Origin of the sequence: Methylobacterium sp. SD274, assembly GCF_017355285.1 — a bacterium.
Lineage (GTDB): Bacteria > Pseudomonadota > Alphaproteobacteria > Rhizobiales > Beijerinckiaceae > Methylobacterium.
Map to the genome: position 1 here is coordinate 76,319 of NZ_JADIJP010000011.1, position 13,586 is coordinate 89,904.

The 13,586-nt window shown below is 66.8% G+C and carries 13 protein-coding genes and 1 pseudogene; 5 read left to right on the top strand and 9 right to left on the bottom strand.

Features of this window, described 5'->3' with window-relative positions; all coding sequences use genetic code 11:
- Positions 1-2: 2 nt before the first annotated feature.
- From gatA to IPV08_RS24580, 4 genes and pseudogenes are all read right to left on the bottom strand, one after another.
- Positions 3-1,484: an Asp-tRNA(Asn)/Glu-tRNA(Gln) amidotransferase subunit GatA gene (gatA, locus tag IPV08_RS11760; RefSeq protein ID WP_207412025.1), complete on the bottom strand. Its 1,482-nt coding sequence runs from the start codon at positions 1,482-1,484 to the stop codon at positions 3-5.
- Between the two features lie 93 nt (positions 1,485-1,577).
- Positions 1,578-1,865, bottom strand: coding sequence for an Asp-tRNA(Asn)/Glu-tRNA(Gln) amidotransferase subunit GatC (gene gatC / locus IPV08_RS11765; RefSeq protein ID WP_056424141.1), 288 nt, complete (start codon positions 1,863-1,865; stop codon positions 1,578-1,580).
- 638 nt (positions 1,866-2,503) lie between these two features.
- The gene (locus tag IPV08_RS11770) at positions 2,504-4,192 is read right to left on the bottom strand and encodes an MCP four helix bundle domain-containing protein (protein ID WP_207412026.1); all 1,689 of its coding nucleotides are present in this window, start codon (positions 4,190-4,192) and stop codon (positions 2,504-2,506) included.
- Between the two features lie 194 nt (positions 4,193-4,386).
- Positions 4,387-4,569 (bottom strand): annotated as a pseudogene (locus IPV08_RS24580) (hypothetical protein); the annotation flags it as partial.
- 625 nt (positions 4,570-5,194) lie between these two features.
- Between IPV08_RS24580 and IPV08_RS11775 the strand changes: the two are divergent.
- The 4 genes from IPV08_RS11775 to ruvX all read left to right on the top strand — a co-directional run bounded on the left by IPV08_RS11775 (position 5,195) and on the right by ruvX (position 8,869).
- Positions 5,195-6,676 carry an amino acid permease gene (locus IPV08_RS11775; RefSeq protein ID WP_207412027.1) on the top strand — a complete coding sequence of 494 codons (1,482 nt, stop codon included), beginning with the start codon at positions 5,195-5,197 and terminating at the stop codon, positions 6,674-6,676.
- 101 nt (positions 6,677-6,777) lie between these two features.
- Positions 6,778-7,656, top strand: a complete 879-nt coding sequence (locus IPV08_RS11780; protein ID WP_207412028.1) for a transporter — start codon at positions 6,778-6,780, stop codon at positions 7,654-7,656.
- A gap of 176 nt (positions 7,657-7,832) precedes the next feature.
- Complete coding sequence (locus tag IPV08_RS11785; protein WP_207412029.1) at positions 7,833-8,372, top strand: SMI1/KNR4 family protein; 540 nt, start codon at positions 7,833-7,835, stop codon at positions 8,370-8,372.
- On the top strand, positions 8,369-8,869 hold the full coding sequence (gene ruvX, locus IPV08_RS11790) for a Holliday junction resolvase RuvX (protein WP_018043477.1): 501 nt from the start codon (positions 8,369-8,371) through the stop codon (positions 8,867-8,869). The genes IPV08_RS11785 and ruvX overlap by 4 nt, the downstream gene beginning before the upstream one ends.
- 13 nt (positions 8,870-8,882) lie before the next feature.
- On the opposite strand, the gene IPV08_RS11795 is transcribed toward ruvX, so the two are convergent.
- Both IPV08_RS11795 and IPV08_RS11800 read right to left on the bottom strand, forming a co-directional pair.
- Positions 8,883-9,083, bottom strand: a complete 201-nt coding sequence (locus IPV08_RS11795) for a hypothetical protein (RefSeq protein WP_056423983.1) — start codon at positions 9,081-9,083, stop codon at positions 8,883-8,885.
- A gap of 18 nt (positions 9,084-9,101) precedes the next feature.
- Positions 9,102-10,163 (bottom strand): hydantoinase/oxoprolinase family protein, encoded by a 1,062-nt coding sequence (locus tag IPV08_RS11800; protein WP_207412030.1) that lies wholly within the window; start codon positions 10,161-10,163, stop codon positions 9,102-9,104.
- Between the two features lie 27 nt (positions 10,164-10,190).
- On the opposite strand from IPV08_RS11800, the gene IPV08_RS11805 reads away from it, so the two are divergent.
- Positions 10,191-10,874, top strand: coding sequence for a HisA/HisF-related TIM barrel protein (locus IPV08_RS11805; protein ID WP_207412031.1), 684 nt, complete (start codon positions 10,191-10,193; stop codon positions 10,872-10,874).
- A gap of 153 nt (positions 10,875-11,027) precedes the next feature.
- On the opposite strand, the gene fae is transcribed toward IPV08_RS11805, so the two are convergent.
- The 3 genes from fae to IPV08_RS11820 form a co-directional block, all read right to left on the bottom strand.
- The gene (gene fae / locus IPV08_RS11810) at positions 11,028-11,540 is read right to left on the bottom strand and encodes a formaldehyde-activating enzyme (protein ID WP_018043473.1); all 513 of its coding nucleotides are present in this window, start codon (positions 11,538-11,540) and stop codon (positions 11,028-11,030) included.
- A gap of 259 nt (positions 11,541-11,799) precedes the next feature.
- Positions 11,800-12,645, bottom strand: a complete 846-nt coding sequence (locus IPV08_RS11815; protein ID WP_207412032.1) for a triphosphoribosyl-dephospho-CoA synthase — start codon at positions 12,643-12,645, stop codon at positions 11,800-11,802.
- Positions 12,642-13,556 (bottom strand): RimK family alpha-L-glutamate ligase, encoded by a 915-nt coding sequence (locus IPV08_RS11820; RefSeq protein WP_207412033.1) that lies wholly within the window; start codon positions 13,554-13,556, stop codon positions 12,642-12,644. Before IPV08_RS11820 ends, IPV08_RS11815 begins: the two co-directional genes overlap by 4 nt.
- Positions 13,557-13,586: the final 30 nt, after the last annotated feature.

Below are 13,586 nucleotides of genomic sequence, written 5' to 3' on the forward strand. Positions count from 1 at the left end.
TTTCATGCCCACCACGCGGCGGGCAGCTTGGTCCGGCCTGCGGCTTCCTCGATCACCTGGGCGGCGGCGAACAGCGTCTCCTCGTCGAACGGGCGCCCGATGAGTTGGAGGCCCAATGGCAGCCCCTGCGCGTCGAGGCCGGCCGGCACCGAGATGCCGGGCAGGCCGGCCATGTTCACCGTGATGGTGAAGACGTCCTGGAGGTACATCTCGACGGGGTCGCCAGAGCCCTTCTCGCCGATGCCGAAAGCGGCGGACGGGGTGGCGGGCGTCAGGATCGCGTCGATCCCGGAGGCGTAGGCCTCTTCGAAATCGCGTTTGATCAGGGTGCGGATCTTCTGCGCGCGGACGTAATAGGCATCGTAATAGCCCGCCGAGAGCACGTAGGTGCCGATCATGATGCGCCGCTTCACCTCGCGGCCGAAGCCCGCCGCACGGGTGTTCTCGTACATCCCGGCGATGTCCTTGCCGGGCACGCGCAGGCCGTAGCGAACGCCGTCATAACGGGCGAGATTCGAGGAGGCCTCGGCCGGGGCGACGATGTAATAGGCCGGGAGCGCGTAGCGGGTATGCGGCAGCGAAATCTCACGGATCGTGGCGCCCGCATCCTTCAGTATCGCGGCGCCCTGGTCCCAGAGGGCCTGGATCTCGGCGGACATGCCGTCCACCCGGTATTCCTTCGGAATGCCGATGGTGAGGCCCTTCACGCCCCGCGCCACCGCCGCTTCGAAATCGGGAACGGGCAGGTCGGCGCAGGTGGTGTCGCGGGCATCCGGCCCGGACATGGAGCCGAGCAGGATCGCGCAATCGCGCACCGTGCGGGCGATGGGGCCGGCCTGGTCGAGCGACGAAGCGTAGGCGACGGTGCCCCAGCGCGAGCAGCGGCCATAGGTCGGCTTGATGCCCACGGTGCCGGTGAAGGCGGCGGGCTGACGGATCGAGCCGCCGGTATCGGTGGCGGTGGCTCCGAGACAGAGATGGGCCGCCACCGCCGCCGCCGAACCGCCGGACGAGCCGCCCGGAACCAGCTTGGCCTCGGAGCCGCTCCGGCGCCAGGGCGAGACCACGTCGCCATAGGCGGACGTCTCGTTCGACGAGCCCATGGCGAATTCGTCGAGGTTGAGCTTGCCCAGCATCACCGCGCCGTCGCGCCACAGATTGTGGGTCACGGCGGATTCGTAATGCGGCTGGAACCCTTCGAGGATCTTGGAGCCTGCCGTGGTGGCGACCCCGTGGGTGCAGAACAGGTCCTTGACGCCGAGCGGCAGGCCTTCGAGGGGCCGTGCCTCGCCGGAGGCGATCTTGGCGTCGGAGACCTCCGCCATCTGCAGAGCGCGGTCCGGCGTCTCCAGCAGATAGGCGTTGAGGCCCCGCGCTTTCTCCATGGCGGCCAGATGCGCCTTGGCGAGATCCGTGGCGGAGAAGTCCTTGGCCTTCAGCCCGTCGCGGGCCTCGGCCAGGGTGAGTTCGTTGATCTGGGTCATGGGGCCTGTCCTCCAAAGCCCGCCGGACCCCGTCGCCCGTTTCCGGCGCCGCGCGGTCCCTCTCAGCGGGCAAGAATCACGAAATCGACGGAGCTACTCGACCACCTTCGGGACGAGGAAATAATGGTCCTCGGTCTCGGGAGCGTTGAAGACGATGTCTCGAGCGTGACCACCATCGGTGACCACGTCGGTCCGCTTCTTCATCGCCATCGGGGTGACCGAGGTCATCGGCTCCACGCCGCTCACATCGACTTCGGAGAGTTGCTCGACGAAGGCGAGAATGGCGTTGAGTTCGCCCTGCAGCGGCGCGACCTCGTCGTCACTCACTGCGATACGCGCCAGATGCGCGATGCGCCTCACTGTGGTTGCGTCGACCGACATGCTGCCTTCGGACCTCGGGACCTGCGCCGGAACGCGCGTCAGAGGCCGGGCTATAGCACCGGGCTTCGCGGCGCCGCAACGCCGGGGGCGGGCGGAAGCCCTAACTCAGACAATGGCATTGCCGGGATGAGAGGGAGTCTCGACGACGATACCTTTGTCCTGCCGGACGATTTCCGACTGCCGGAAGCCAAGGACCAGAATTTCGAGAGCCAAGGCGAGCATGAGTTTGTGCCGGAACGACAACCGGCCCTCGCCGTCGGCAGGTCCGGTTCGCGGACCCGTGGGCGCCGGTCGCACCATGTCGAGGCAGAGGGATATTCGGCCGAGCCGACGCATGGTGTCTCCGTATCGTTAAGAAATCCTTAACTACGGAGGGCATGAACGTGTTGCAATTGCCAAAGCGGGTTACCACCCGTTGCCGGTTCGTCTTGCGGTGGCCTGTCGGCGGAACGACGATGCGGTTCGGGGCCGGTGCGGTTACAAACCGCAGCGCAGGTGGTGCTGGTCGAGGCGATGCCTCCTCTTCGTCCGGCAGTTCGGATGGCCACCTGATGCAGAGGTGGACTTGAAGTCCGCCTGGGTACCCCGCTCTCCGGGTGGGGCTCCGGAACGTCGCCCCACCCTCGTGATCGGTTGCGTCAGGCCGCGCGCACGGTGGCCAGGAACCTGTCGACCTCGGCGTTCAGGTGTTCGGATTGACGCGACAGATCCGAAGCGGCGCCGAGAACCTGGCTTGCCGCCGCTCCTGTCTCTTCGGCCGCTCCCGCCACGCCCGAGATGTTGCTCGTCACCTCGCTCGTGCCCATCGCGGCCTGGGCCACATTGCGCACGATCTCCTGGGTCGCCGCTCCCTGTTCCTCGACCGCGGCCGCAATCGTCGTCGCGACGCCGCTGATGTCCTGGATGCGCGAGGCGATGCTGCCGATCGCCGACACGGCACGGTCGGTGGAGCCCTGGATCTGGTTGATGTGCTCCCCGATCTCCTGCGTGGCCCGCGCCGTCTGGTTGGCGAGTTCCTTGACCTCGGCCGCCACCACGGCGAACCCTCGCCCCGCCTCGCCGGCTCGCGCCGCTTCGATGGTGGCGTTGAGCGCCAGCAGGTTGGTCTGGCCGGCGATCGAGGTAATCATCGTCACGACGTCGCCGATGCGGGACACCGCCGTGTTCAGCTGCTGGACCAGTTCGGCGGTCTCGGCCGCTTCCTGAACGGCACTCTGCGCCATCGTGGCAGAGGTGCTCACCTGGCGCCCGATCTCGAGAACGGACGAGCCGAGTTCCTCGGCCGCCGCCGCGACGGTGTTGACATTGGAGGCGGCCTCTTCCGCCGCCGCCGCGACGCTCGTGGTCTGGTTGGCGGTCTGGGTCGCGGTGCCGGCCATGCTCTGCGCGGTTGCCTGCAGCTCGGTGGCCGAACTCGTGACCATGGAGATGATGCCTCCGACCGCGTCCTCGAAACGGTCGGCCATGGCCTTCATGGCCGCCTTGCGCTGTGCCTCCGCCCCGGCCCGCGCCAGGACCGTCTCCTCCTCGAGGGCCCGCATCCTGATCAACCCGTCCTTGAACACCTGCACCGCGTCGGCGATGGTGCCGATCTCGGTCCGGGCGCCCTGATGCGGGATCGTCACCGAGAGGTCGCCGGCCGCCAGGGCCTGCATCGGCTGAACCACCGATCCGATGCCGCGCGTGACCCCGCGAACGATCAATGCCGCCGAGAGCGCGGAGATGACGAGACTGAGCGCGATGGCACCGATCCCCCAGGCACGCGTCGTCTCGAATACGGCCTTGCTGTCCGTCTCGGCGGCGCTGGCCCCTTCGTTATTCATCGCGACCAGCTTATCGAGAGCCGCCGAGGCCGCGCGGCGCGGAATGATGCCTTTCTGCTCATACAGGTCGTAGGCCTGTGCCTTCTGACCGGCGCGCGAGAGATCGAGAATGGACCGGCGCACCGCCTCGAAGTTCCCGGCTTCACGGGTGAACGTTTCGTAAAGGGTCTTCTCCTCCGGTGAGGCGATCATCGGTTCGTAGGCGGCCTTCTTCTCGTCGAGCTTCTTGCCGAAACGCTCCATATCCTTCTCGATACTGGCGACCAGTGCCGGGTCGGTGGCCTGCGTGTGCCGGAGAACGAGCGCGCTCGTCCGCGCTGTGAGCGTATCGATCTCACCGAGAATACGTACGCTCGGCAGCCAGTTGGTCTCGATCTTGAGCGCCTGCTCGCGCATGCGTTGTGTCCCGAGCAGGCCAAGCACGCCCAGCCCGACGGTAAGGAGGGTCAGGATCAAGAAGGCCGCAACCAGCTTCGTGCGGATGGAAAGATTTTGGAAAGACACGATGATCTCCGAACGCTGCCACTCAAGAATCCATAGGCAGCCGTGTAGGGATCATCATTGGAAATCGTTAAACGAACACCCATTGGTGTTGCGAATACCAAGCGGCGCTCGACATCCCTGAGCCAATAGGCGGGGGCCATAGCAGGAGCGCTATACCTATGGCCTTGCGGATGCCGTCCGCGTGCCGCCCAACCTTACCGTGGAGATCGATCGGCTTCGTGACTGGGCGCATCGACGGCAATGGGCTCGATCTCCAGGCCCGTCGTATCGTCGACGAAGCGAGCGAGGTCGACGCCGCGGTTCCGCTGCGCCCAGGCTCCCATCATCAAGACGGGGAGGAAGTCGCGCGCTGCTGCTGTCAGCACATATTCCTCACGCCAACGGCGTCCCCGCTTGAGCCGCCCGGCACATTCAATCCAAACGGATTCGAACGAGGGTGCCGGCTCGACACGAATCGTCGGATGAGCGAGGCGGCAAGCAACTGCATGTTCGCTCCAGCAATGCCGTCGCCGAGGCCGGGCGATACGCGGCCCATCGGATTGTCTTGACGCTCCGTCTCATGGGACGGTCGGCACAGCTTCCCAGCTTCTGCCAACAAGAGCGCATTCCCACGACGCGGAAACCGGCTCGTCGAAACAAGACGCGTCACGACAACAACCGGGAGTCGTATCGGGCCAGACCATATCCGGTCGGATATGACTCTTCTGGTGAGAACCAGACGACCTGTGCTGCCAGATAGAGCTCAGACTCCGTCCTGTAAGTCATGGATGGTCTTTGTGCGGTGGCGATTTAATCGGGAAAAGCTGCCGTTCTGAGATTCGATGTGTCTGAATATTCAGAGATCGAATGCCGTGTTTGTCGTTTCTATCAAAGCTGTGGGCTGCGAGGCACTCACCAACACTGTGACCGCGCCAATTTCTCAATTGTTGAGGGACGCTTTTTCGCTTAACGCCCAAGCATGCGGTGGGGGCAAATCATCGCTGCGAGGGGCGGCAGGTGATCATGGAACAGTTTCCGCATGGGCTGCGTGGGGAAGAAACCTCCGCAGAGCTTGGGGGCTACCGCCAGGAACTGAAGCGAACTTTGGGTTCGTTTCAAGTCTTCGCCGTTTCCTTTGCCTTCATTTCGGTCGCCGTCGGGATATTCGGCACCTTCGACGACGTCCTTCGCAGTGCAGGCCCGGTCGGGATCTGGCTCTGGGCGATCGTGGCGATCGGGCAGACCTTCGTCGCCCTCGTCATCGCACAGTTCGCGGCCCGCATTCCCCTGACGGGCTCGTCCTATCAATGGGCGTCGCGCCTCGCCAATCCGGCAATCGGCTGGTGGTTCGGTCTCTTGAGCTTCTGTTACCTCGGCATCGGCGTGGTGGCGGTGGACAACGCACTCGCCAGTCAGGCGCTCATGCCCTTGCTCGGCATGGCGCCCGACGAGCAGACGGCCCGGTGGATCACCTTGGCGATCCTGCTGGTCCAGGCCGTGCTGACCATCGTGTCCACGCGCCTCGTCGGCCTGATCAACGGGACCGCCGTCGGCATCGAGGTGATGATCGTCATCCTGCTCGTGATCCTTCTGCCGATCGCGATCGCAATGAACGGGATGGGCTCCTTCGCCAACTTGACCTCCCGCGGGACGGCCGCCGCCGACCCCGATTATTTCAAGGTCGGCGGGGGCCTGATGCTCGCCATGCTGATGGGCCTCTCCACCCTCGTGGGCTTCGACGCCGCGGCCAATGTCGCCGAGGAGGCCAAGGACCCGTTTCGCAGCGTTCCTCGCGCCATCGTTGGATCCGTCGTCGCCGCGGGTGTGCTGGGGCTGCTTTTCCTGATCGCGCTCACCGTCGCCATTCCGGATGTCCAGCGGATCACCCTGAGCGACTCGCCGGTGGCCGAGATTCTCCACGACCAGTTCGGCCCCATGATGAAGACGATCATGATGGCCGCGGTGACATTCGCCTTCTTCGCCTGCGGAATGGTCGTGATGGCGACCGCGGCACGGCTGGTCTACGCGATGTCGCGGGACGGCCGCTTTCCCGCGTCGCGTCTGATGAGCCAGGTCCACCCGCGGACGCAGACGCCGATTCCGGCGACGATCCTGGTCCTCGTCGGGGGCATACTTCTCATGCTTGCGCTTCCGGGCGAGGCGCTTCTGCAATTGATCACGGCGTCCACGATCCTGCCGATCCTCAGCTACGGCGTCACGGTCATTCTCTATCTGGCCGTGCGAAAGAAGCTCGACCGACGGGTCGGCGCCTTCGACCTGGGCGCTTTCGAGGTACCCGTCGCCGTCATCGCCCTCGTCTGGCTGATGGGCGCGCTGTTCGTGCTGGTCACGCCCGATGCAGCTTTGGTCCCCGACTTGATCGTGGTGGGGCTGCTCGTCACGGGCGGCGTCTATTTTCTCTACCTTCTCAGGTTCAATCGCACGGCCCTTCAGGTCGAACCGCCCACGGCCACTCTGCCCACGGTCTCGCTGCCCACATCGTGACGCCACAACCGACCGACCGAGATGTGCGTCCGGCGACTCTTTCGCTTCGGGACAACCAGAAAGTGAGCGCCGTGGCAAAGTCAGCGACCAGAATCAGGACCATGCACGTGCTGGCTGCGTTGCTGGCCTCCATCACGGCGACCTTCCTCACCGCTCCGGCACGGGCGGACGAAGGGGGAGCGAACCTGTATCTGGCCGGCTCCTTCGCCAGCATGGCGGCGGTGCCGGGCATGCCGGGATGGTCGACGAGCCTGACCTACTACCACTCGACCGCAAGGGTTCAGAACGTCTCCGAGAGGGCTGACCTCGCCTATGCGGGGATCACCTATTCCCTCCCAACGCCGGTGCTCGACGGGCAATTGTCCCTCAGCCTGTTCGGCGCATTCGGCGGGATGGCCGTCGCCATCACCGATGTGAGGAACGATTCCCGGGTTGGAATCATGGACCTGACGCCAGCCGCTTCGATGCGCTGGAGCGCCGGAAATCACAACTACCTCGTCTATACCCTCACGAACGTCCCGTCCGGCACCTACAACTCATCACGCCTGGCCAATTTCGGCATCGGGCATTGGGGCCAGGACGCCGGTTTCGGCTACACCTATTACGATAAGGACTTGGGCTACGAACTCTCGGCCGTCGCCGGCATGACGTATAATTTCGAGAATACCAAGACACAGTATCAGAACGGTATCGACGCACATATCGACTTCTCGGCGTCGAAGTTCATCGGCGACCAATACCAGATCGGGCTGGTCGGCTACGTCTATCAGCAGGTGACCGGCGATCGCGGACGCGGCGCTACATTTGGCCCGTTCAAGGGCAGGGTCTTCGCGGCGGGACCCCAAGCCGGCTACCTGTTTCCGGTGGGCGACGCCCAAGGGTATCTCAACCTCAAATTCTACCGCGAGTTCGAAGCGGAGAACCGCCCGGCGGGATGGAATCTGTGGCTGACCATCGCGATCTCGCCTCGGGGCGCATGAGAGGACGCGCTGGGTTCCTGGTCGCGGCCCGGGCAACGCATTGCGTCGAGCCGGGGACGGGATCGAGCGAACCCAGCGGCGTCACGTCGAGGAATCCTTCGTGGACGTCTGGCGCATTTGCGTCCCACGCGGCTATTCCCTCCGGAGTAGGGTCTAGCGCGTCGAGGACAGACATCATGTGGCAGACGGTGTTCACCGAATTCACTGCCGGGCCGAAAGCCGATCCGGCCGATCTCGACCGTGCCGAGGCCGAACTCGGTTTCCCGCTGCCGGAAAGCTACCGTAGCTTCTGCCTCGAATGCGGTGCAGGGCTCGCCTGCGGTTCCATCCGCATCGCGATTCCGAGTTCCACCGAGAGCGCGGACCTCGTGACCCGCTCGGAACTGATCGCGCACAGCATCGCCTCCGTGATCGAGATGCGGGAGGGCCATCGTTTCGATATCGAGGGGGACGATCCGAGCGTGGTCGAGCGCGCCTGTTTCTTCGGTGAGACCGAAGCGGGCGAGTTCCTGTTCTGGGACGTGGTCGTCGGCACGGACCAGACCGAGCGCCGGGAATACGAGATCTGGGTGATGGGCGCCGATCTCGAATCGGTGCGGTTCGGGGGGAGCGACCTTCCCGACCTCATGCGACGGGTTCAGGGCCCCGCCGTGCGCGGCATCCTCGGCATGGGCGCGGAGCCCCTGCCCTCCACCTTCCTGGGCCAGGTCTCGTGACGGAAGACGAGGTCCGGGCGTTCGTCGCGGCGTCCGCAGGCGGCCGACGCCTCATCGGGATCGATCTCGGAACCAAGACGATCGGGCTCGCCCTGTCCGATGTGGGCCGGCAGATCGCCTCGCCGCTCGAGACCATCCGCCGGGTGAAGTTCACCCCCGACGTCGCGCGCCTGCGCCTCCTGTGCGAGGCTCACCAGGTCGGCGGCCTCGTCATGGGGCTGCCCCTCAACATGGACGGTAGCGAAGGGCCGCGCGTCCAGGCCACGCGCTCCTTCGTGCGCAACATGAAGCCCCTGCTCGACCTGCCGGTGCTCTTCTGCGACGAGCGCCTGTCCACGGCGGCAGTGACGCGGGCCTTGATCGCGGCGGATGCCTCTCGGGCCAAGCGCGGTGAGGTCGTCGATATGCTGGCGGCCGCCTACATCCTCCAGGGCTGCCTCGACCAGATCCGGGGTCTGCTAGGTGACGAGGAGCGCGAGGAGCGCGACGCCTACTGAGGGGAGCGGCGCGTCACGCCGCCGCCGGCGGCTCGTCGTCTCCGGGCTCGGCCGGCGAATTGAGGATGTCCTCCAACTCGTCCACCAGCATGTCGATCTGGTCCTGGCTCGCCAGTACCTTGAGGGTCTGGCCGCTCTCGGTGGCGAGGGCGAGCTCGATTCCCGCGCCGGAGCGCGTGGCGAGGATACGGGCGAGTTTGTGCGTGGCGCTCATGCGGGTCTCCCGTTCGGTTCAGTGTTGGATGGTTTCGGCGGCCAGCAGGGCCACCGCCACGGCCGGGCCGCAGGTGGAGGCCCAGTCGGCGCCCTCCTCCGCGAGCGACGGCGCGATGAGGTCGGTGAGCGCCACGGCCGGGCGTCCCAGGCGCCGGGCCAGCCGCTCTGCCAGGAATCGCCCCGCCCCGCAGACGATCAGGGGCGCATCCGCCGCGATGTCGGGGCGCGAGAGCAGGATCGCCGCCGCGTCGTGGAGGGGACGGAGCTGACATTCGGCGAAATGCGCCGCGAGAGCGCGCCAATCCGCTGAGCCTCCCTCCGCATGGTCGCGGCCGATCATACGGGCGAGGCGGATCTCGGTCTCGGGGATCGATTTGCCCTTCATGTCGGCGCTGTGCTGTTGGTCGGCCCCCTCGGGCAGGTCGCCGGTGAGCCGGTAGACGTCGGCCGTGGTGGCGAAGGTTTCGGCCATCAGGCCGGTGCGTCGGCCCTTGAACGGCGCGGAGGCGGTGAAGGCGAGGACGGGCGTGCGCACCACGCCGGAATAGACCAGTTCGCCCGTCTCCAGGCGCTCGGCGTCGCTGTAACCGGTGGCGGCGGGGTGGCCGTCCACGATGGGGATCAGGTCGGCCGTGGTGGAGCCGATATCGACGAGGAGCGCGTTCGCCGCGTGGCGGCCAGCCAGGGCCGCCGTGGCGTGCCAGTTCGCCGAGGCCACGTCGATGGCGGCGCCCGTCGCCTCGCCGGGCGCGAGGAGCCCGGCCCGGCCACCATAAATCCGCACCGAACCGGCGAGATTCGCGCTCGCCCAGGCGGAGAGCTGCGCCACGCCATCGGTGCGGTCGGAGAAGCAGTCGGTGAGTTCGCCCGTCATGGTGACGACGTGTTCGGCCTCGCCGCGCGCCCAATCCGGCAGCTGCGAAAACGTCTCGTCGAGGGCGGGAAGGCCGCGCCAGAGACGGCAGGGCGCCTGCACCACCGCCTCGACCCGGCCGCCCCGAACCAGGGCCGCCTTGACATGGACCCCTCCGAGATCCCAGCCGATCACCGGGTTGTGCGTGGATGCGGCAGATGTCACGGGCAAGTCCGTACAGGGAGGAACGCGATGAAGGATGGGTTTCGGATCGTTCCGGTGATCGACCTGCGCCACGGAGAGGTGGTGCGGGCCAGGGCCGGGGATCGCGACTCCTATGCCCCGATCGTGACGCCCTTGGCAAAGGGATCGTCGCCCGGGGAGGTCGCGCGGGGGCTGGCGGACGCGATCGCCGCGCACATCCTCTATGTCGCCGATCTCGATGCGATCATCGATGGCAGGCCTCCCGATCTCGGCAGTCTCACGCAGGTCGCTCTCGCCTGTCCGGGCGTACAGCTTTGGGTCGATGCGGGATTCTCAGGGGCCGCCGGCGTCGATGCGTTCCTGGCGGAGGGGTTGGGCCGCCCGGTGATCGGTAGCGAGAGCCAGCACGATGCCGGCTTGGTGCGAGCGCTGGGAGACCGCGCGGTCTTCTCCCTCGATAGCCGGGGGGCCGAGAGGATGGGGCCGGCGGAACTCCATGACGAGCCGGCGCACTGGCCTTCCGAGGTCATCGTGATGACCCTGAGCCGTGTCGGCGCGGGGACCGGGCCGGATCTCGACCGCCTGTCCGAGATCCGCAGGACCAGCCCCGCGACGCGGCTCTACGCGGCGGGCGGCGTGCGCGGACCGGGGGATGTCGCCGCGTTGGAGGAGATCGGCGTTACGGGCGCCCTGGTGGCCACCGCGATCCACGACGGGACGCTGCGGCGGTAGAGGGGCGATCCAAGAGTGTCGAGGCCATAAAAAAACGAGGCGGCCAGAGCCGCCTCGTTTCATGTTTCATCGTCCGAGGAAGATGGAAGCCAGTCGCTGGAGCAGGCCCCGCGGTGCGGGCGGAGGCGCGCTCTGCCCAGGACTGTCCCCGATCTAAGCGTTCGACGCGAAGGGGTGCGAAGCGGAGTTGCGCTGCTCGGTGGCGTAGGCAGCGGTGGGCTCGCCCTTGACGGCGCGCTGGATCGACAGCTTCACGGCGTCGTAGTTGTACTTCTGGATCTTGGCGTCGTCGGCAGCTTCCCAGTGAATGAACACGCCGACCAGGATGAACAGGTCGTCGGCTTCGTCAGCGGGGATGATGCCTTCGGCAACGGCGTCCTGCACGGCCTTGGCAACGCCGTACTGGGCGGGGCCGAACATCTGGACGGCCTGACGGGCGTCGTTGATGGTGACCTTGTTGAACATCAGGGTGTTCGGCTTGCAGGGCAGGTTCGGCGCGATGACCGCGAGCAGGCTGGTGAAGCCGTGCTTGTTGTTCACGAGGCCGTTGCAGAAAGCCGTCTCGGCCGGCGAACCGCGCGGTCCGATGATGAGATCGATGTGGGCGACCTCGTTGCCATCGCCGACGAGAGCCTCGCCGACCAGAACTTTGTTGATCTTCGCCATGTGGGGTTTCTCCCAGGAGTCTTGAAAAAGCATGACCGCCCCGTAGTTTGGCGCGGCCGAAAGCCATCCTTGTTCACGGCGTCCAGTCCCATGAGGACCGGACCGGTTTGCCCGGATCGCGGCGCGGACCCTACTCTGGGGTCTCTGCCGGAACAACCCTGCAGGGGGGGCGGATTCGAGCAAAATCTTTGTCTAACGGGGGGTTGAACGCGCCGTTTCATGAATTATGGCGCACTCCGCCGGCACCGGGTGGCCGGTGTCACGGCTGTTCCATCCCGGCCGCCAGCAATTGGTCGGCGAAGAGGGTGGCCACCGTCATGTCCGCGCTGGTGCCCGGATTGAGGTTCTGGCCCTTCCACGAGCGGTCCCGTGCCAAGAGCTCGGTGACGGGGTGCGTGGCGAGATCGAGAGAGAGAAGCTCCGCCGCCTCGGCGCGCAGGGCGTCGGCGCGGTCTGGCCCGTGCTTGCGCGCTACATGGCTGTCGGGGACGGCCGCGAGGTAGCCGAGGAAGACCGCGGTCGTGCTCCAGGGGGGCGTGAGACCCTTGCCGCGCGCCGCCGCCAATGCGGGCAGGCCGATGCCGAAGATGTCGGCGAAATCGGTGACGTAGGCGCGGGCGATCCGATCGCGCGGGGCCGCCTCTGCCATGGCAGCGACGAGGCTGGCGGGCGCTACCGATTCGGTCACGTCGTGCCGCTCGACTCGGCCGAGGCCGCCCGGATTGGCGGCGCGAATCGCCGCGAAGACGTCGGTCGCATCGGCGGCGTCGAGGGTAACGAGAACGTGGCTCAACGCCTCGCGCAAGGGGCCGCCGCGTTCGGCGGCGAGCGCCAGGGGCGCGCAGAGGAGGAGGATGCCGAGATTGGTGTTCTGGCCCACCGCGCCGAGGGTCGCCTCCATGGCGGTGCGCACGCGCCGGCCGACCCGCGCGCCGGGTTCCGCGAGATGGGGAGCGGAGATTTCGGCGCTCGTGACGAAATCGGCCACCGCCATGCGGTGGCCGTCGCCGAAGACGTGGACGTTTCCGGGTTTCAGGGCATCGAGCTCGGCCAAGCAGCACGCCTGGTAGGCCGTGGCGATCGCCTCCGGCGAGAGCCGGCTCATCCCGATGCCGCGAGGAGCCGGGGGGGCCTCGCTGCCCGTACGGCGTTGAGGAAGCCCCGGGCTACGGCGGCCGCGACGTCGACCTCGGTGACCTGCTGCAGGCCCGACCAGGCCGGCATGGAATTGACTTCGAGGACGAGGTATCCGCCCTCCCCGTCTTCCACGAGGTCGATGCCGGTATAGTCGACGCCGATGGCGGCGGCGGCCCGCTCGGCGAGCTCGGCAGCCTTCTCCGGCATCGCCCAGGGCAATGGCCGGCCCCCGCGATGGACGTTGGTGATCCAGCCGTCGCCTTCGCGGATCATGGCGGCGATAGCCCGGCCCTCGCAGACGAAGACCCGGTAATCGCGCCAGAGGCCGTCGTTCCGCGCGATGTAGCGCTGGAGATAATAGACCCGCGACACGGCCTCTTCGGCGGGCAGGTCTTCCGGCCGTTCGATCAGCTGCAAACCCTCGCCCTGCGAGCCGAAGAGCGGTTTGAGCACCAGCGGCCGGCCCGGTCCCGCCTCGTGGGCGACGCAGGCGGCGGCGGCCTCGCGGCTGGAGAAGACGAAGGTGTCGGGGGTGGGAAGTCCGGCCCTGGCGACGAGGAGGCTCGTCATGGCCTTGTCCACCGAGCGCTCGATGGCACCGGGGGAATTCCACACCGTGACCCCGGATGCGACGAGGGCGTGGAGCACGCCGAGCCGCATGGTGGTGGCCTCGAAGGTACCCCCGGCGATGGTGCGCAGGAGGACGCCGTCGGGCAGGCCGTCCGCGAACCCCGGCACCCGCAGCGGCTCACCCGCGCCGGTGACCACCGCCACGTCGGCGAGCGAAAACAGCACCGGCTCGGCGCCGAGATGTTCCAGGGCGGCCCTCAATCGAGCCTTGTGCCAGTTGCCGTTATCGGCCGCGAGCCCGATGCGCATGTTGTTCGCAACCTCGACGTCGATCCCTCT